The organism is Roseobacter sp. CCS2, assembly GCF_000169435.1.
Taxonomy (GTDB): Bacteria; Pseudomonadota; Alphaproteobacteria; order Rhodobacterales; family Rhodobacteraceae; genus Yoonia.
On record NZ_AAYB01000002.1, the window covers coordinates 38,301 to 56,395 of the forward strand.

Here is an 18,095-nt window from a genome sequence, read left to right on the forward strand (position 1 = left end):
CAATCTGCCCGCACACGGGCCTTTCGACGCAACCTTGATCAAAACTCTGACCCTAGTCAAATGCGGTCTGTGATCAGCGCCCAAGCGCGTTCAATTTTTGCCTGCCATTTGTGCATCATGCCAGTCACAGCAGGGCAGCCTTTGTGCGTTGGTAGGTCTGAAATGATCAAATCGTGGTCCTGCCATTGCAAACGCCCAGAATTTCATCAAAGCTGACTGCGATTGCGGGACATATTAACGGAGGATTACATGCTCAAGACGAAAACTTGCACGCTGCTTGCGGCGGCTGTGCTGACGGCACAAGCGGGCTGGGCGGAAGAAGTGCGCGTTTACAACTGGTCTGATTACATTGACGAAGATTTGCTGACCAAGTTTGAGGAAGAAACCGGGTACGAGCTGATTTACGACGTCTTTGACAGCAACGAAGTGCTGGAAACACGGATGCTGGCCGGTGGTTCTGGTTATGATGTTGTTGTGCCGACCGGTGACTTTTTGCAGCGTCAGATTACGGCGGGTGCGTTTCAGCAACTGGACAAGTCAAAGTTAAGCAACATTGATAACCTTTGGGATACGATCCTTGGCCGGACCGAGGCATTTGACCCTGGTGCGCAGTATTCGATCAACTATATGTGGGGCACCACAGGCATTGGCGTGAACGTCGGCAAAGTCACCGAGATTTTAGGTGAAGACGCGCCCATCAATTCGCTCGCGCTTATTTTTGATCCTGCGAATATGGAAAAGCTTGCCGCATGTGGCGTCTATTTCCTTGATGCCCCGACCGAGATTATTCCCGCGGCACTGCAATACATCGGCGAAGACCCCGATACGCAGGACGAAGATGTTATCGCCTTGGCAGAGCCTGTTTTGCAGGCGGTGCGGCCTTATATCCAGAAATTCCACAGTTCTGAATACATCACAGCTTTGGCAAACGGGGATATCTGTGTCGCTGTCGGTTGGTCCGGTGATGTCCTGCAAGCCCGCGATCGTGCGTTCGAGGCCGATAACGGTGTCGAAATTGCCTATAACGCCCCTGTTGAAGGTGCGCTGATGTGGTTTGATCAAATGGCGATCCCGGTTGATGCGCCAAACCCAGAAGGTGCGCATGCATTCCTGGATTTCATTCTGGACGCTGAAAACATGGCCGCTGCATCGAATTATGTTTATTATGCCAACGGCAACGAAGCGTCCAAGCCATTCCTTCTTGAGGATGTGATTGGCGACACTGCCATCTATCCAGACGAAGCCACGCTTGAAACCCTGTACACAAAAAGCCCCTATGACGCGCGTGCGCAACGTTTCGTCACGCGGATGTGGACACGGATCAAGTCCGGCACCTAAGGTAAAGACAACCCCGGCCCGCGATGATGGGCCGGGGTCCTTTTTGACGCACACAGACCCGAGGCCCATTCCCTATGCCTGAAACCGTTTTCGCGCCTTGGAATGATCCTGCTGAAAAACCTCTGATCCAGTTTCGCAATGTCACCAAACGTTTTGGCAGTTTCACCGCGATTGATGATCTGAGCATTGATATTTTCGAAAAAGAGTTCTTTGCTCTGCTCGGCCCCTCTGGCTGTGGCAAGACGACGATGATGCGCATGTTGGCAGGGTTCGAGACGCCAACCAGTGGGACGATCATGCTGGATGGTCAGGATATATCGCCCATTCCGCCCAACAAACGCAGCGTGAACATGATGTTCCAGTCCTATGCGCTGTTCCCGCATTTGACAGTTTACGACAACATCGCTTTTGGCCTGAAGCGCGATAAGCTGCCAAAAGATCAGATTGATGCGCGGGTCAAGGAAATGCTGCGCCTTGTGCAGATTGAAAAGTTTGGCCAACGCAAGCCTGAGCAGATTTCTGGGGGCCAGCGCCAGCGTGTGGCCTTGGCCCGATCCTTGGCGAAAGCGCCGAAACTGCTGTTGTTGGATGAGCCGTTGTCGGCGCTTGATAAAAAGCTGCGGCAGGATACGCAGTTTGAGCTGATGGATATTCAGGAAAAGACCGGCACCACCTTTGTCGTTGTCACCCATGATCAGGAAGAGGCGATGACGGTGGCATCCCGCGTCGCGGTGATGGATCATGGCAGGCTGAAACAGGTCGATACGCCCGACCGCATCTATGAAGCGCCCAACAGTACTTATGTGGCTGATTTTATCGGTGACGTGAACATCATCGCAGGGCACGCCACAACGCAGGGCGAAACGGTTTCAATCGCATGGGCCGACGGCCAGCCGCCGATCATTGGCACACCGTCCAAGCCGATGGACGACGGTAAGGTCAGCTTTGCGATCCGGCCTGAAAAGGTGGCGATTTCGGCAGAAAAACCGACCGACCGGAATAACATGGTGCAAGGCAAGGTTCTCGACATCGCCTATCTGGGCAACCTGTCGACTTATCATGTGCAATTGCCCAGCGGCATCGTGATTAAGGCCCAGACCGCCAATTCACGCAGGCGCGCCAGCCGCCCGTTTACATGGGAAGATGAGGTTTGGCTGTCATGGACAGACACCGCCGGCATCGTGTTGGAAAGCTGATGAACCTGCGTCGTTTCAGCCTGATTGCCGTTCCCTATGTCTGGCTGCTGGGGCTGTTTCTGGTCCCGTTTCTGATCGTTTTTAAGATATCGCTGTCTGACATCGCCTTGTCGATCCCGCCTTATACGCCGACGCTGGAATTGTCCGAAGGCTGGGCGGGGTTTCGTGACTTCCTGTCGCAACTCGACTTTGAAAACTTCGAATTTCTGGCGACCGATGATCTTTATTGGAAAAGCTATCTGTCCAGCGTGCAGATTGCCCTAATCTCTACCTTAATCTGTTTGGCTATTGGTTTTCCCATCGCTTACGGCATGGCGAACGCGCCGCGCGAATGGCAGCCGACCTTGATGTTGCTGGTGATCCTGCCGTTCTGGACCAGCTTTCTGATCCGGGTGTATTCGCTGATTGGTATTCTTAGTCAGGAAGGGATGCTGAACCAGTTTCTGATGTGGATTGGCCTGATCAACGCACCGCTGACCATCCTGAACACCAATATCGCTGTCTATATCGGCATCGTTTACACTTATGTCCCGTTCATGATCTTGCCCATCTACGCCACGCTGACCAAGCTGGATGGATCACTGCTGGAAGCGGCAGAAGATTTAGGCTGTTCGCGGACCGAAGCGTTCTGGCGTATCACAGTGCCCCTGTCCAAGGCCGGCATCATCGCGGGCTGTTTTCTGGTCTTTATCCCCGCGCTGGGCGAATTCGTGATCCCATCGTTGCTGGGCGGGTCCGAGACGCTGATGATTGGCAAGGTGCTGTACGAAGAATTCTTTGCCAACCGCGATTGGCCTGTGGCCGGTGCTGTCGCCGTTATCCTGCTGCTGATCCTGATTATTCCCATCGTGCTGTATCAGCGCAATGAGCAAAAGATGATGGATGCCGACACATGAGGCGGCTGACATGGTTCAACGCGACATCACTGACGCTGGGGTTTGCGTTTCTTTATATCCCGATGATCGTGGTTATCATCTATAGCTTTAATGAAAGCCGTCTGGTCACGGTCTGGGGTGGTTTTTCAATCAAATGGTATGGTGAGCTGTTGCAAAACGAAGCCTTCCTTGATGCCGCGTGGGTCACGTTCAAGGTCGGCTTTTTCTCATCTATCATTGCAACCATACTTGGTACGATGGGCGCCTATGTGCTGGTGCGCGGTGGCCGGTTTTATGGGCGCACGTTGTTTTCAGGGATGATCTATGCGCCTTTGGTGATGCCCGAAGTGATCACTGGGTTGTCGCTGCTGTTGCTGTTTATCTCTATCGGGCTGGACCGCGGATTATTCACGATCGTGCTTGCCCATGCGACATTTTCCATGTGCTACGTGTCTGTGGTGGTCAGTTCGCGTCTGGTTAGTTTTGATCGGTCGGTTGAAGAAGCAGCCCTTGATCTTGGCTGCACCCCGTTTGAGGCGTTTCGCCTTGTCACCCTGCCCATCATCGCACCTGCGGTCATTTCCGGCTGGTTGTTGGCGCTGACGCTGTCGCTGGATGATCTGGTGATTGCCTCCTTTGTGGCCGGGCCGTCTGCCACAACATTGCCGATCAAGGTGTTCAGTTCGATCCGTTTGGGCGTGAGTCCTGAGATTAACGCGTTATCAACGATCCTGATTGGTTTGGTCACCATCGGGACCATTGCGGCCTCTTTGACCACAAAGCGGGCTGTCATGCGCCGCCGCCGCGAAGAGCAGATGGCAGAGCAGGCAGGCTAGTGCGTTAAGCGGCCTCTGGCACGACGCGTTGTGCGATATCTGCGAGCAGGGTTTCCAGATCTGCGGGCATCTTGCCGTCCGACAGCTTGCCATCAATGCTGAGGAAAGACAGGCCATGCACAAAGCTCCAGAGCATAAAGGCCCTTTGGCGGTCTTCATCGGTAATTTCGCTGCGTCCCAAGCATTTGGCGACCTCAAGCTGGACAACCGAAAATTTCTGATCGCCCAGCGCATAAAGCGTTTCGTCTTCTTCTGTTTCGCCAGACCACGTGAACATCAGCCGAAAAACGCCCGGTTCCGTGATGGCAAAACGGATGTACACGCGCCCCAAGGCAATGATCCGCGCCAGCGTGCCTTCGGGATGCGGGGCAAGCTCTGTCAGCATCTGTTCGGATTGGCGGGTCATACCCGCGGCCGCAACCTCGCGCAGCATCGCGGTTTTGTCCTTGAAGTGCTTGTAAGGTGCGGCCGTTGAAACACCCGCGCGGCGACAGGCCTCGGATACTGAAAAGTTGTCGGGGCCCTTTTCTTCGACCAGTTGCCGCGTTGCGTCGATCAGTTGTGATCGTAGATCACCGTGGTGATACGATGCGCGTTTTTGCGAATTTTTATCTTTTATCATGATCTAATCAATTTCACGGTCCGTAATACTTGTCAAAGTAAGAAGTTCTAACATATGTTAGAGTCTCTAACATTGCGAGAGGGTATGTCATGTCACAAGGAATTTTATCGCGGATGCTGCGCCGGACCGGTATTCTTATCGGGACAGCCCTTGCGATTGCGGTCGCAGTTGCGGCGGTCATGTTCGGGTCAGACGCCCTTGCCAAACGCGCCGAAGCTGCACCGCCACCGGCACCTGCCACGCTGGCCACTGTCGCGGTTACGCCTGTTCAGTTTGAAGACCACTACATTACAACCCGCCGTTTTCTGGGGCAGGTTGAGGCGACGGCAGATGCTGTTTTATCCTTTGAATTGGCGGGCCGTCTGGCCGCGTTGATGGTGGACGAAGGTGAAAGCGTGTCCGCAGGTGCTGTGATTGCGCGCCTTGATACGGCATTGTTGGAGGCAGAGCGCTTGCGGCTTGCGGCCTCAAAAGATGCGACGCTGGCGCAGCTGACATTCGCGGAAACGCGGCTTAAGCGCGCCGAACAACTATTGGTCGATGGGTTTTCTAGCCAGGAAACACTTGATCAGGCGCGCGCGACCCGCGATGAACTGACAAGCCGGATCGCTGAAATTGATGCGGGCCTGACAACAGTTGCCATCAACATCGAAAAGTCTGAATTGCGCGCCCCGTTTGACGGGCGGGTTGGTGCGCTGGACGTTGAAATCTCTGAGACGGTGAACCCCGGTCAGATGATTCTGACACTGATTGAAACCAATGATCCTATTGTGCGCGTCGGTCTGCCGCTTAGCGTAACCGAAGATGATCTGCAAAATGCCCGCATTGATATGGCAGGCCAGCAACATCAGGCTGACCTGCTGCAACTGCGCCCTGATATCGACCCGACAACGCGGACACGGACCGCCCTTTTTGCACTGGATACGCAGGCCAACCTGACCTTTGGTCAGACCGCCACGCTGTTGGTGGATGTGACAGTGCCAGCGCGTGGCGCATGGGTGTCGCTGGATGCCTTGCAGCAAGGGTCTGGCAGTATTTGGACGGTTCTGGTTGTTGACGCAGGGACCGTGCGCACCGCCGCCGTCGAGGTTTTGTTCCAGCAAAGCAACCGCGCCTTTGTGCAAGGCAGCTTTACAGAAGGCGCGCAGTTGATCAGCACGGGCGCGCATCGTGTTGTGCCGGGCCAGCAAGTGCAACTTGCCGGTAGCGGGGCCTGAGGATGTTGACGACACTGACCTTTCGCCAGCCCCGTCTTGTCGCGCTGATCCTTCTTGTTCTGATCTCTGCGGGCCTGTCATCTTTCCTGTCTTTGGGCCGCCAAGAAGACCCGACCATCACCAATTTGTTTGCGACGGTCACAACCCAGTTTCCCGGCGCTGATCCTGCGCGTGTCGAAACACTTGTCACCGCCGAGATTGAAGAAGAATTGCAATCTATCGCAGAGGTGGATGTGATCACATCTGTGTCGCGCTCTGGCGTGTCGATTGTGTCAGTGGAACTGCTGCAAACGCTGGATGATGCCACGATTGAACAGGTCTGGTCCGAGGCACGCGATGCCGTCGAAGCCGCGCGTCGCACCTTTCCGGCCGGTGTGCAGGCGCCCGATTTCAATGCCGAAGGGATATCGGCATATTCTGCGGTGGTGGCTGTGACTGCCGACCACGCAGATGTCCCCCAAGCCATTGTTGAGGCACATGCCGAAGCTTTGGCAGATCGTTTGCGCACGATCCCGTCAACGCGCGCTGTCGATTTGTTTGGTGAACCCGAAACCGAGGTGCTGGTGACGGTTGATCCACAGGCCGCGGCTAATCTTGGTCTGACCGCGCAGGATATATCGCGGTTGATTAACGCTGCCGATGGCAAGGTGCAGGCAGGCCGCGTGCAAAGCGATGCGGTTGATCTGACCATCAATATTTCCGGCGCCATTGAAACGCTTGAACGTCTGGGCGATGTTGTTTTGCGCCAGAACGCCGATGGGGCAACTGTGGCACTGGCTGACATTGCAACGATCACCCGCGGCGTCCGCGAACCAGTCAGCGATATGGCGATTGCCAATGGCAAACGCGCGATCCTTGTTGGTGTTTTGGCGCAGGATGGTGTGCAGATTGACCGTTGGATGGGCTTTGTGCGTGATGAGTTGCAGACAGGGGCCACCGCAGTGCCAGTGGGCCTGTCCGAGACGCTGATGTTTGATCAAAGTACCTATACCGCTGATCGTTTGGCCGATGTGGGTGCCAACATGGCCATCGGTGTCACATTGGTGGTGCTGGTTTTGTTTGTCACCCTTGGCTTGCGCGCGGCTGCGATTGTGGCTGTGGTGTTGCCTGTCGTGTCACTGGCCACTTTGGCCAGCATGAATTTTATCGGTCTGCCCATTCATCAGATGTCTGTGACCGGCCTGATTGTGGCGCTTGGCCTTTTGGTTGATGCGGCAATCGTGATGGTTGATGAGGTCCGCCAACGCCTTGGCCGCGGTATGGACCGGGGCGCGGCGGTTGGTGATGCGGTCAACCGACTGGCGGCGCCCTTGCTGGCCTCTACCGTGACGACGGCGCTGTCGTTTACCCCGATGATCCTGCTGCCCGGCCCTGCGGGTGATTTTGTGGGGTCTATCGCGATTGCGGTTGTCCTGATGCTGGTTTGGTCGCTGTTCATCGCGCTAACCGTGACGCCTGCCTTGGCGGGGTGGTTCCTGAAAGGTGGCAAGCCATCGGGCTTGCAAGTGCCGGTGCTGGGGCGTGCCTTTGCTGGGCTGATCAATCTGTCGGTGCGCAACCCTGTGCGGTCAATCGCGCTGGCGCTGGTGTTGCCGGTTTTGGGGTTTGCTGCCTTCCCAACACTGACCGCGCAGTTCTTTCCGGGGGTTGAACGTGACCAGTTCTATGTTGAAATTGACATGCCACCGGGTACGGCGATTGCAGAAACCGCCGCCGTCGCCCGCGAGATTGATGCGCGTTTGGCCGAAGACCAAGGGGTTGACCGGGTCTATTGGTCGCTGGGGCAATCCGGCCCTGCGTTTTATTACAACATCACCGGTGGCCGGTCCGCAGAGCCTGCTTATGCGCAAGCCATGGTCAAAACGCTGACGGCCGACGATGCCGCGCGCATTGTGCCTGATTTGCAAGGCACACTTGATCGCGCCTATCCGCAAGCGCGCATTATCGTGCGCGATCTGGTCCAAGGCCCGCCTGTCGCAGCCCCGATCGAGGTTCGGCTTGTCGGTCCTGATCTGGATGTGTTGCGTGATCTTGGTAATGAGGCACGCGCCATTATGGCCGATCTGCCATTGGTGACCCAAGTGCGCGCGGGTGTGGTCAGTGGCGCGCCGCAACTGCGTTACGAGATCAATGAACCTGCGGTGCGGCTGTTGGGCATGAACCTGACCGACGTCGCAGCCCAGCTTGAGGCCGGGTTGGTCGGTGTGACTGGCGGCAGCCTTGTGGAAGGCACAGATCAGTTGCCGGTGCGTGTGCGCTTTGGTGGTGACCTGCGCGGTGATCTTGAAGCGGTCAATGACTTGCCCATTCTGTTGCCGAACGCTGCCACTTTGTCAGGCGCAGGCGCTTTGCCGGTGGTGCCATTTTCCGAACTGGCGACGACGGTGCTTGAACCCGCTGAAAGCGTGATCACAAGACGCAATGGTGAGCGTATCAATACGGTGCAGGCCTATATTGTGCCGGGTGTTTTGCCTGAAGAGGCCTTGCAAGAGGTTCTTGCCGCATTGGATGCGCGTGGGTTTGATGTGCCGCTGGGGTATCGGATCGAATTGGGCGGTGACAGTGATGCGCGCTCAGACACCGTGGGGAATTTGCTGGCATCTGTCGGGCTGATCGTGACGCTGACGATTGCGACGATTGTGCTAACATTCAATTCGTTCCGCCTGACGGCGATTGCCCTGGTGGTTTGCGTCTTGTCGGCGGGACTGTCGATGCTATCGCTAGCCGTGATGCAATTTCCCTTTGGGATCAATGCAATCATTGGTGTGATCGGTTCAATCGGTGTGTCGATCAATGCCGCAATCATCATTCTGACAGGGCTGAAGGCAGACCCGGATGCCGCCGCAGGTGATACCGATGCGATTGCGCGCGTGGTCACAGGATCAAGCCGTCACATCACGTCGACCACTATCACGACCTTTGGTGGGTTTTTGCCCCTGATCCTGGCGGGCGGTGGTTTTTGGCCGCCCTTTGCTGTGGCGATTGCGGGCGGGGTCATGCTGTCTGCGGTGATTTCGTTCTTCTTTACGCCAGCCGCGTTCACATTGATCTACCGTCAACGCAAGGCAGACCAGCGTGGTGATGCATTGGCCGCCGCGTGAACGTGGCGCATCTGCGTCAGGCCGATTTCAACCGCGCAAAGACATCGCCAGAGTTGGCCCGCATCGGCAGGCCCATGATCTGTGATTGCAGGCTTTGCGCGTCGGCCCATTGCGGATTGATCAGCGCGTGGTCTTCGCCCAGACTGGCGTTGAATTCATAGGCCCCAAGGGTGCTAAGCTGATCAAGACAATCAAGCGCCACTTGTTTTTGTATCGTTGTAAACTCGAATGACAGCGCGGGGGGTTGATGGGTCAGCCCGCGCAGCACCTCAAGTTCGTGCCCTTCCACATCAATCTTTATAAAATCGGGCATCCCGTATTGCCGGATCAGGGCATCAAGCGTTGTGACATCCACTGTGATTTGGCTATCCCACACCTGCCCTTGCCATTGTGTCGCCCGTCGCGCCGATGCGATCAGATCGGATGAGGCGGTCGTAATCGTGGGGTTATCGGTGTTCACATGCAACGGCAGCGTCCCTGCCTGCGCGCCCACCGCTGTTTGGTGCAAATGCGCGTGATCGCAGCCGCCATACAGCAGCCGTAAGGCGCGGAAAATATGCGGTTGTGGTTCGGCCGCCACGACAGTCGCCCCCAAGCGCAGAAAGCTGCCCATACGGTCACCCACATGCGCGCCGATATCAAAGGCAAGGCCGCCATCGGGCACAAACTGCGCGTTCAACCGGTCCATCCGCGCGGTGCGGTCTGCGTCGCGGTAATAGACATCAAGGGATTTGTGGATCGCACGCAGGTGCGCTTTGGTCATGGCGTTCATGTCAGGGGTGTCTCTTGTTGTGTTATGGCGGCAAGGGCGGTGGCCACAATCGTGGCCGTGTCCTGCCAGCTGGGCAGCGCGTGCCCGGCGGTTTGTGCGGCGGTGGCAAGGTTTTGGCGCAGGTCCGCGTTGCCAAGCACCTGTCGCAGTGCATCGGCAAAAGCATCCGGTGCGTCAGGCGGCACCAGCAATCCCGCATCCGCTGGCACCGTATCAGGCACCGCCCCTGCCGCGCAGGATATGATGGGCAGGCCATGCACCAGCGCTTCGTCAAATACGATGCCGTAGCCTTCGAACCGGGTCGCCAGCGCAAAAAGGCTGGCAGAGCCGAAAAGCGCGCCAAGTGCATCATAGTCGATCTGCCCTGTGAGCGTGACACGGTCGGTCAACCCAAGCGATTGGCGCAGGTCTTGCAGGTCCTGCGCATAGGTCGCGTCCAGCGGTGCGCCGACGATTTTGGCCCGCCAATCCAGATCGGTGATCTGGGCCAGCGCCCTGAGCAATACATCATGCCCTTTGCGCGGCAGTTGGATACCCACCGACAGGATCAGGGGCGGATCAATCGGGCGCGCCGGCGTTGCAGGCCGGTCGGTGCCGGGGCAGGCGATATGGATGCGGCCCGCTGGCACGCCGTAATCCGACACCAAAAGCCCGGCGGTATGCGGGCTGGGCACGACAACCTGGGCCGCATGGGCAAGGTTGGCGCGTTCGCTTGCGTAAAGGTCTTGCGCGCGGGCCGCCTCAAGCCCGTTTTCAAGGGCAAGCGGGTGATGGATCAGCGCGATAATGGGCGCGCGAACCTGCGCCACACGGGCCGGATCCAGCGCGCCAAAGGCAAGGCCGTCGATGATCACCGGACACTCCACAGGGACCTTTGCCAGCTGGTTGAACGCGATGTCCATATCTTTGGCGGGCGGCGCAGGGAAACTGCCGGGCAGGGCGATATGGCTGACCTCAACCCCTTGGGCGCGCAATTCATGCAGCAGCCTGCGGTCATAGATATAGCCCCCTGTCAGCGTGGTCAGATCACCGGGAACGGCAAGAGCGGCGCGCCTGACGGTCATTTCAACACCAGCGCAATCAGGCCGGGCAGGACCGCCAAAAGCATCGCGATGCCAAACATCACACTGGCCGCCACACCAGCGCTGGCCGAAGTGCCCGCAAGGGGCAACAGGACCGCTGCGGCCCCTTCGCGGATGCCCCAGCCGCTGACGGTAAAGGGGATCAGCATCGAAAACAGGATCACCGGCACGATGGCCAGCAGTGCGGCGATGGATAGATGCACCCCCACAGCCCATGCACACAGCCCAAAGGCCGCCAGATTGCACAGGGTGATCACAGCCCCAAGCCCGATCTGTGCAGGCAATGCCTTTTTCGACAGGAGTGCTGTGTAGAAGGGCCGCATCCAGCCTGAAAGCTTTTGTCCCAACAAGGCTGGAAACCATTGACCCGCGGTGATGACGATACCGACCGCGCAACCGACCGCAATGACGGTCCCAATGGGTGCCGCATAGGCAAGCGGCCAGTCCAGACCACCGACTGCCATGCTTGTGAAGGCAAAGGCGCAGGCCATCGTGACAAACATCGCGATTTGTCCCGCCAGCCGTTCAAACACAACCGCCTGGGTCGCCACCGCAAGGCCCGCTTGTGCCTTGGCCCGCACCGCGCGGGTGGCGTCACCCACCACAGCGCCGGGCAAGGCCTGATTGATCACCTGAGACAGAAAGTATTCCTTGATCGCATGCGGCAGGTGCAGGGTCTGGCCCAGATGCGCTGCGGTCAGTTTCCAGCGCAGTGCGGACAGCACCGTTTGACAGATCAGCACCGCAACAGCGGCCAGCAGCCAAAGGGGTTGCGCCTGTGACAGGATGCGCATGATTTCGGGGCCATCGGCGGCGGTCCATAGCAGTGCGATCAGCAGTGCCGTAAAAGCCAGTTGTCCGACGCGCCATGCCTGCGCCCGGGTCATTGGCCGGCCTCTGCGATTAGTTGTGATGACAGGGCCCGGATGATGTGTTCGCGCATCTGATCCATCCGGTGGACATCGCTGCTGTCAGCAGGGATCAGACCGGGCGTGAAATCGGCATCGGACAAAAGATCAACCAGCGGCGGTGGCCCGACAATATGCAGCGGCACATGCGGGCGGTCATCGAGCGCGATAAACCCGGCCGCCTGATGGTCGCCGACGATGATCATCAAAGGCGGGTCATCTGCATGCAGGGCCGCATAGGCAAAAACCGTCTGCAAGGCATAGTCCACCGCCAGCCCATATTGCGCGCGCACCCGGTCATTGTCTTGCCAGACCACGCGCGGCGGGTCAGCGGCATCAACGATCGGGTCAAAGACCGTGCCGTCGCCCAGATCATCCCAGTCGATCAGATCAGGGACCGGCACCCAAGGCGCATGCGATGACCCCAGCGCCATTTGGATGAAATAAGGTCGATCATCCCGTCGTTGGTCGCGCAGCAGACGGTCCATTGCGGCGAATGTGAACTGATCGGGCATGGTGATCCAGTTGAAGGGTTTTCCGGCATAGCCCAGATCGGCCTCGGCCAGGACAGTTTCAAATCCCATGAACTGTGCTTCGGGCCAATCAAGGGTGATCTGCGGCATGACGGCGGCGGTGTGAAACCCTGATTGCCCGGCCAGATGGAACAGCGTTTGACGCCCGCTTGACAGGGCCGCGCGATAGCTGGTCTGGTTGGGTATCCACAGCCCATTGGCAAAGGTCGCATGCGCCAGCCAGCTTTGCCCGCCTTGCGTGGGCGAGGCCAGCAAGGCGGATGACATGGACAGCCCAAGTGCCGCAAGTTCGGACTGCGCATCGCGCAGCGTGTCGCGGTGCAGATCAGCATAAAGCGGGGTATCAAGGCTGGTGCGCCCATAGCTTTCGACAAAAACGACGATTACGTCACGGTCGATCAGATCAAACAACCCGCTTTGGTCCGTGAGCGGATCGTTCTGTGCCGCCGTGCGGAAAACCCGCAGATCGGCGATGGTTTTTTGCGCGGTCTCAACCCGTTCAACACCCACACGCGCGGTAAAAGCGGTGCCGGGGTAAGCAAAAGGTGTGGCCCAGCGCCCCATCTTGGCCCCGACATCGGTCATCACAAGCCCCGTGCATAGCACTGCGGCACCCCCGACGATGGCAGGCAGCGGGCGTGGCAACGGCAGGCGCGCCCAGACGCGCATCGCCCACCACAGCGCAGCGGCAAGGCCTGCGATGATCAAACCGGCCCCAATAACGGCAGCGATGGCAGCGGCGCGCCCAAGATTGCCAACAAGCAGATCATAGAAAGACCCGATCAACGGCAAATCGCCCACCGGATTGAACCCGCGGTTCAGCGAGGTGAACATGACGAAATCAGCCGTTTTGAGGACCGCAATGATGGTCAATGCCGCGACAAGTATAACGCGCAGCATGACCCCGGCCCGCGATGTGCCAAGCGCCAGAACCGCCAATAAAATAGCGGGCAGTTCAAGCGGGAACAGCAAAAGCGCGTCCCAAGCCACTGCCGCAGGATGATTGGGTTGGATCAGCACCAGATCAAGGATCAGCGCTGCCAGTACGACCGCCAGACTACTGCGAAGCGTCAAAGGCGCACCTCTCGTTTTTGCCAAAGCCACAGGATATCGCGCCCGAAAGACCAGATCAGCGCCAGCGTCACCGCAGCGATAATCAGATCAAGCCGCCCATCAGCAAGGAACGGGACTTGCAGGGCGATCAGCGCGCCAATCTGAAAGACACAGACCGCCTTGCGCGCAAAGCTGGGGCGCAGTGGCCGGTTCAGCCATGGCAGTTGCAAACGTGCGATCCAGAACAGGTAATGCGGCAAACCCAACAGGATCACGTAAGGGCCGGCGGCGCCATTGGTGGCGGCATAAATGGCAAGGACGAGGGCGAAGATGGCGTCGACCTCAACATCAAATTGTGCGCCAAAATCAGATGAAAGCCCCTGCTTGCGCGCCAACCACCCATCAATGCCATCAAGGCCAAGTGCCAGTGCAGCGATACCAAAAGTCGCCCAATTCGGTGCGATCCCCGCCATCACCACGATGCAAAGCACACCCACAAGCACCAGACGCCCCAGCGTTGCCAAGTTGCACAAACCCAAAGACTGATGCGGAAAGTCTTGGCTTAGGCGAAAAGCCGCCACAGTTGCTGCCAGCACATATAGACCCGTGCCAATCACCACGAAATACGTGGTTTCGGCGGTCATTCCAAACAGCAAATCATATAGAAAAACCAATGTACCAGCGCCCAACAAAGCGGCCCCGCAGAACACGTGCAGTGGTGATGCGCCAAAGCCTTTGGGCTTTGCGTGACGATCCGTTATCGGCTTGTCTGATGTCGGGTGTCTCATGCGGCGCACTCTAAAAAATATTTCTTGTGAATAATACGCTCAAGGTAGGCGTAATATTCGCAAGACCCGCAAAAAAGAAAGAACGACCCATGACTGACAGCGTTTTAAGATATCGTGTGCCCGCACGCCTGATCCACTGGACCATGGCTATTTTGGTGCTTGGCATGATCCCGGTGGGGTTTTTGATGGTCCGTGAAGGCTTGGACCGTAGCTTGCAGAATGTCCTGTTCATCGCGCACAAGAACATTGGTGTGCTGGTGTTGATCCTGATCTTTGTGCGCCTCATCTATCGGTGGCGCAACCCGCCGGTGCTGGCCCCGGTGCCCCTGCCCAAAGCGCAGGAATTGGCCGCCAAAGCCACGCATTTCGGGCTTTATGCCTTGCTCTTGATTATGCCGCTTGCGGGCTATGTCAGGGTAAGGGCCGGGGGGTTCCCGATTGAAGCGCTTGATGCGATGGGTATTCCGGCGCTTGTGCCGCGATCCGAGGCTTTGGCGGAATTTGCGAAAGCGGTGCATTTCTATGGTGCGTATGCGATTGCCATATTGGTCGCGATGCATGTAGGTGCGGCGGCGTATCATGGGCTGGTGCGGCGCGATGGGATTTTTTCCCGGATGTGGCCACCTGTTGGCCCCAAGTCGTAAGATCAGGGAAAGCAAGACAGCGTGTTTACTCAGAACTCTCAAATCATCGCGCATGCGCAGCAGCGGTTCGGCCAATTTTGGCGCGGACGGGCTGTGCGTGGGACGCCGATCGCGGGTGCAGGCCTTGCGCCATTCATTGGCGTGAGCGTTGCTATGTCTGTCTTGATCGTTGCGGCCTTTGCAAGCGCTGTGGATGAGTGGACAGCGCTTACTGTTGTGGTTGCTGCGTTGATCCTGGTGAATGCGTTATGGATTTCGGGGGGCGCTGCGACGGCTTTGCTAGGGTTGTTTACGCCCAGCGCCGTTCATACCGCGCCACCAAAGCATTGGGTGCCCAAGGGGAAAACAGCGGTCCTTGTTGCCTTATGTGGCGAAGATGCGGGGCCGCTGGCCGCATATCTGAACCACTTTACCCGTGGTTTGGGCGCTGTTGGTCTGGGTTCGGAAACAACTGTTTTTGTGCTGTCCGATACATCCGCCGCCCCGCAGATCGCGGCAGAGGAAGCAGCACTTGCCGACCTGATAGCGCAGGGGCGCATCGTGTATCGCCGCCGGGTTGAGAATACCAACAAGAAGCCCGGTAATATTGCTGATTGGCTGGACAGTCATGGCAGTGATTTTGACTATATGGTCGTCAAAGACGCCGATAGCCGGATGACGCCAGACAGCATCAAGCAACTGATCTGGCAATTGGAAAGCCGCCCTGACACCGGTTTGCTGCAAGCCGCGATTGCGCTGATCCCGGGACGGACGCGTTTTGGTCGGCATCAGCGGATTTCATCGCGCTTGCTGGGGCCTGCGTTTGGCCGTGGTTTTGCCGCGTGGTCAGGCAAGGCGGGTAATTACTGGGGTCATAATGCCATCATGCGCGTAGCCGCGTTCCGGTCGGCGGCGGCATTGCCGCGCCTGTCGGGGCAAGCCCCCTTTGGCGGTGATCTGTTGAGCCATGATTTTGTTGAGGCCGCGTGGATGCGCCGTGCAGGATGGGACATTGAACTGGCCCCCGATATGCGCGGCAGTGCCGAAGATGCGCCACAAACCTTGCACGCATTCTTTCGCCGCGACCGCCGCTGGTGTCAGGGCAATTTACAGCATCTGCGGGTGTGGAACACACCGGGCCTGCACCCGATCAGCCGTTTGCATCTGGTCACGGGTGCGTTCAGCTATCTGTCCGCACCGATCTGGCTGTTGGTGTTGCTACTGCTTAGCCTTGGGGCGATTTCGGTCAGCAATTATGCGTCAATCGTATTGGTCGCCGTTGTCTTGCTGGTGCCCAAACTGTGCGCCTTGATTGACCTTTTGCCCCGCGCCCGCACGATGTGGCGCCGCCGTGTGATCATACGGGCGTGGCTGTCAGAGTTCGCGTTATCCACCTTGGTCGGGCCTTTGATTTCACTGCGCCACGCGGCCTCTGTCGGGGCGATTTTGATGGGGCAAGACTGCGGTTGGAAATCAGGGCGCAAAGCACGCATCGGCTTGCCCACGGGCTGGCCCGAAGCAGTGGTTGGTATTGTGATCCTTGCCCTCGCATTGGCCAACCCGACGACAAGTGCGCTTTGGCTGGCCCCTGTCATTGTGCCATTGATCATTGCGCCCGTGCTGATGCCGTTGCTGAACAGGGAACCGGCATGAAACGCCGTGATTTGCTGATGGGGACAGCGGTCCTTGCCGTGGTCGTCGCAATGCCCACGATTGCGCAGCCTGTTGGCAGCTTGCTGGACATGGCAAAAGCCATGCAGCAGCAGCCTTACACGCCGAATACAACCCCGCTTGCGCCGCCTTTTGCAGGGCTGGATTATAACGCGTATCGCGGTATCCGCCCTTTGGTGGGGCAGTCCGCGCAATTGCCACATGGTGACCATTTCGCGGTCGATCTGTTGCCGCCGGGCCTGTATTTTCCTGACCCGATCAAGGTGGACAAGGTCACGCCAGAGGGTCTGCGCGAGATCGCGTTCAGCCCGGCGTTGTTTGATTTCGACACCCGCTATTTTGATGATGTGCCGGACACCAGCCCCGGTGCGGGGTTTTCGGGCATGCGCCTGCGTTATCCGCTGAATGCACCCGGCCGCATGGACGAAGTGCTTGTCATGCAAGGGGCCAGTTATTTCCGCGCGATTGGCGCGGCGATGGTTTATGGGCTGTCCGCACGCACCATCGCCCTTGGCACCGGCGGCGATGGACCAGAAGAGTTTCCGCGTTTTGTGCACCTGCGCCTGCACCCGGCGGAGGGTGAGACTGTCCGCATTGAAGGCGTAATCGACAGCCCGTCGTTGACGGGTCATTTGGATATGGTGTTGCGCCCCGGTGTGGATACGCAGATGGAGATCACAACGACGATTTTCCCCCGCGTCGATATCGCCGATATCGGGATTGCCCCGCTCACGTCGATGTACCTGAAAGGGCCGATGCTGGCGGTGGTGTCTGATGATTTCCGCCCGCGCGTGCATGACAGCGATGTGCTGGTGATTGAAAATGGTGCGGGCGAGCAGATTTGGCGGCCTATCGCGAACCCGCGCAATGTGGAAACCTCTGCCTTTGTTGATGACGCACCGGGGCGGTTTGGGCTTTATCAATTGCCCCGCAATTACGATGATTATCAGGATACAGAGGCGCGTTATCATGACCGTCCTTCGGCCACTGTTGAGCCGTTGGAACCGTGGGGCCCCGGTGCTGTGATGCTGGTGGAACTGCCCACACAGACCGAATTTCTGGACAATATCGTGGCGTTCTGGCGACCGCAGGATCCGCTGCTGGCCGGAAAAGAATATCGTTATGCCTATAAGCTAAACTGGACGCTGTCCGCGCCGGATGTGGGCGATCTGGCCCCTTTTGTGCAAGGGCGCAGCGGGCGTGAACATGACCGCCCCGGCCATCGCCGTTTTGTGGTGGATGTGGCCACGGTGGATGACGGCGCGCAGCCTGTAATTTCCGCCAGCGACGGGGCCGAAGTGCTGGGGATCAGTGCGTTTCCACTGCCGGATGGCACTGCGACGCGGGTGACGTTTTTGTTCGCGCCCGGTGATACGGATGTCGCTGAAATCAGGCTGAGTGTGCGTGCGGCGGATGAAACACCGCTTAGCCCTGTCTGGCTGCACCGCTGGACGCGCGCGCGCGATGGGGGGGTGTGATG

The 18,095-nt window shown here is 58.0% G+C and carries 15 protein-coding genes; 9 read left to right on the forward strand and 6 right to left on the reverse strand.

Annotation, left to right across the window (positions count from 1 at the left end; all coding sequences use genetic code 11):
* The first annotated feature begins 249 nt into the window (after positions 1-249).
* The 4 genes from RCCS2_RS06800 (at position 250) to RCCS2_RS06815 (ending at position 4,245) form a co-directional block, all read left to right on the forward strand.
* Positions 250-1,338 (forward strand): polyamine ABC transporter substrate-binding protein, encoded by a 1,089-nt coding sequence (locus RCCS2_RS06800; RefSeq protein ID WP_008232618.1) that lies wholly within the window; start codon positions 250-252, stop codon positions 1,336-1,338.
* Between the two features lie 74 nt (positions 1,339-1,412).
* Positions 1,413-2,534, forward strand: a complete 1,122-nt coding sequence (locus RCCS2_RS06805; RefSeq protein ID WP_008232620.1) for an ABC transporter ATP-binding protein — start codon at positions 1,413-1,415, stop codon at positions 2,532-2,534.
* 5 nt (positions 2,535-2,539) lie between these two features.
* Entirely contained in the window at positions 2,540-3,430 is an 891-nt protein-coding gene (locus RCCS2_RS06810) for an ABC transporter permease subunit (protein ID WP_037293893.1), read from the forward strand.
* Positions 3,427-4,245 (forward strand): ABC transporter permease, encoded by an 819-nt coding sequence (locus RCCS2_RS06815; RefSeq protein ID WP_008232625.1) that lies wholly within the window; start codon positions 3,427-3,429, stop codon positions 4,243-4,245. The genes RCCS2_RS06810 and RCCS2_RS06815 overlap by 4 nt, the downstream gene beginning before the upstream one ends.
* A 4-nt stretch (positions 4,246-4,249) precedes the next feature.
* On the opposite strand, the gene RCCS2_RS06820 is transcribed toward RCCS2_RS06815, so the two are convergent.
* A complete protein-coding gene (locus tag RCCS2_RS06820; protein ID WP_008232627.1) occupies positions 4,250-4,867 on the reverse strand; it encodes a TetR/AcrR family transcriptional regulator in 618 nt (205 codons plus the stop codon).
* 89 nt (positions 4,868-4,956) lie between these two features.
* On the opposite strand from RCCS2_RS06820, the gene RCCS2_RS06825 reads away from it, so the two are divergent.
* Together RCCS2_RS06825 and RCCS2_RS06830 are read left to right on the forward strand one after the other, a co-directional pair.
* Complete coding sequence (locus RCCS2_RS06825) at positions 4,957-6,084, forward strand: efflux RND transporter periplasmic adaptor subunit (RefSeq protein WP_037293684.1); 1,128 nt, start codon at positions 4,957-4,959, stop codon at positions 6,082-6,084.
* 2 nt (positions 6,085-6,086) lie between these two features.
* Positions 6,087-9,185 carry an efflux RND transporter permease subunit gene (locus tag RCCS2_RS06830; RefSeq protein WP_008232637.1) on the forward strand — a complete coding sequence of 1,033 codons (3,099 nt, stop codon included), beginning with the start codon at positions 6,087-6,089 and terminating at the stop codon, positions 9,183-9,185.
* Positions 9,186-9,201: 16 nt separating this feature from the next.
* Here RCCS2_RS06830 and RCCS2_RS06835 read toward each other — a convergent pair whose 3' ends face one another.
* The 5 genes from RCCS2_RS06835 to RCCS2_RS06855 are packed head-to-tail and all read right to left on the reverse strand — an operon-like array spanning position 9,202 to position 14,321.
* Entirely contained in the window at positions 9,202-9,957 is a 756-nt protein-coding gene (locus tag RCCS2_RS06835; protein WP_008232639.1) for an FkbM family methyltransferase, read from the reverse strand.
* Positions 9,954-11,021 carry a glycosyltransferase family 4 protein gene (locus tag RCCS2_RS06840; protein WP_008232641.1) on the reverse strand — a complete coding sequence of 356 codons (1,068 nt, stop codon included), beginning with the start codon at positions 11,019-11,021 and terminating at the stop codon, positions 9,954-9,956. Before RCCS2_RS06840 ends, RCCS2_RS06835 begins: the two co-directional genes overlap by 4 nt.
* On the reverse strand, positions 11,018-11,926 hold the full coding sequence (locus tag RCCS2_RS06845; RefSeq protein WP_008232643.1) for a lysylphosphatidylglycerol synthase transmembrane domain-containing protein: 909 nt from the start codon (positions 11,924-11,926) through the stop codon (positions 11,018-11,020). The genes RCCS2_RS06840 and RCCS2_RS06845 overlap by 4 nt, the downstream gene beginning before the upstream one ends.
* Positions 11,923-13,554: a sulfatase-like hydrolase/transferase gene (locus RCCS2_RS06850; protein ID WP_008232645.1), complete on the reverse strand. Its 1,632-nt coding sequence runs from the start codon at positions 13,552-13,554 to the stop codon at positions 11,923-11,925. Before RCCS2_RS06850 ends, RCCS2_RS06845 begins: the two co-directional genes overlap by 4 nt.
* The gene (locus tag RCCS2_RS06855) at positions 13,551-14,321 is read right to left on the reverse strand and encodes a CDP-alcohol phosphatidyltransferase family protein (protein ID WP_008232646.1); all 771 of its coding nucleotides are present in this window, start codon (positions 14,319-14,321) and stop codon (positions 13,551-13,553) included. Before RCCS2_RS06855 ends, RCCS2_RS06850 begins: the two co-directional genes overlap by 4 nt.
* An 89-nt stretch (positions 14,322-14,410) precedes the next feature.
* Between RCCS2_RS06855 and RCCS2_RS06860 the strand changes: the two genes are divergently transcribed.
* The 3 genes from RCCS2_RS06860 to RCCS2_RS06870 all read left to right on the forward strand — a co-directional run bounded on the left by RCCS2_RS06860 (position 14,411) and on the right by RCCS2_RS06870 (position 18,093).
* Positions 14,411-14,965 carry a cytochrome b gene (locus RCCS2_RS06860; RefSeq protein WP_008232648.1) on the forward strand — a complete coding sequence of 185 codons (555 nt, stop codon included), beginning with the start codon at positions 14,411-14,413 and terminating at the stop codon, positions 14,963-14,965.
* A 153-nt stretch (positions 14,966-15,118) separates the two neighbouring features.
* Positions 15,119-16,597, forward strand: coding sequence for a glucans biosynthesis glucosyltransferase MdoH (mdoH, locus tag RCCS2_RS06865; protein WP_156788472.1), 1,479 nt, complete (start codon positions 15,119-15,121; stop codon positions 16,595-16,597).
* Positions 16,594-18,093: a glucan biosynthesis protein gene (locus RCCS2_RS06870; RefSeq protein ID WP_008232653.1), complete on the forward strand. Its 1,500-nt coding sequence runs from the start codon at positions 16,594-16,596 to the stop codon at positions 18,091-18,093. The genes mdoH and RCCS2_RS06870 overlap by 4 nt, the downstream gene beginning before the upstream one ends.
* Positions 18,094-18,095 lie beyond the last annotated feature (2 nt).

Coding starts and splice junctions, on each gene's coding strand:
- mdoH (WP_156788472.1), top strand. CDS start 15,119: ATGTCTGTCTTGATCGTTGCGGCCTTTGCAAGCGCTGTGGATGAGTGG.
- RCCS2_RS06825 (WP_037293684.1), top strand. CDS start 4,957: ATGTCACAAGGAATTTTATCGCGGATGCTGCGCCGGACCGGTATTCTT.
- RCCS2_RS06855 (WP_008232646.1), bottom strand. CDS start 14,321: ATGAGACACCCGACATCAGACAAGCCGATAACGGATCGTCACGCAAAG.
- RCCS2_RS06870 (WP_008232653.1), top strand. CDS start 16,594: ATGAAACGCCGTGATTTGCTGATGGGGACAGCGGTCCTTGCCGTGGTC.
- RCCS2_RS06860 (WP_008232648.1), top strand. CDS start 14,411: ATGACTGACAGCGTTTTAAGATATCGTGTGCCCGCACGCCTGATCCAC.
- RCCS2_RS06805 (WP_008232620.1), top strand. CDS start 1,413: ATGCCTGAAACCGTTTTCGCGCCTTGGAATGATCCTGCTGAAAAACCT.
- RCCS2_RS06815 (WP_008232625.1), top strand. CDS start 3,427: ATGAGGCGGCTGACATGGTTCAACGCGACATCACTGACGCTGGGGTTT.
- RCCS2_RS06830 (WP_008232637.1), top strand. CDS start 6,087: ATGTTGACGACACTGACCTTTCGCCAGCCCCGTCTTGTCGCGCTGATC.
- RCCS2_RS06835 (WP_008232639.1), bottom strand. CDS start 9,957: ATGAACGCCATGACCAAAGCGCACCTGCGTGCGATCCACAAATCCCTT.
- RCCS2_RS06820 (WP_008232627.1), bottom strand. CDS start 4,867: ATGATAAAAGATAAAAATTCGCAAAAACGCGCATCGTATCACCACGGT.
- RCCS2_RS06845 (WP_008232643.1), bottom strand. CDS start 11,926: ATGACCCGGGCGCAGGCATGGCGCGTCGGACAACTGGCTTTTACGGCA.
- RCCS2_RS06800 (WP_008232618.1), top strand. CDS start 250: ATGCTCAAGACGAAAACTTGCACGCTGCTTGCGGCGGCTGTGCTGACG.
- RCCS2_RS06840 (WP_008232641.1), bottom strand. CDS start 11,021: ATGACCGTCAGGCGCGCCGCTCTTGCCGTTCCCGGTGATCTGACCACG.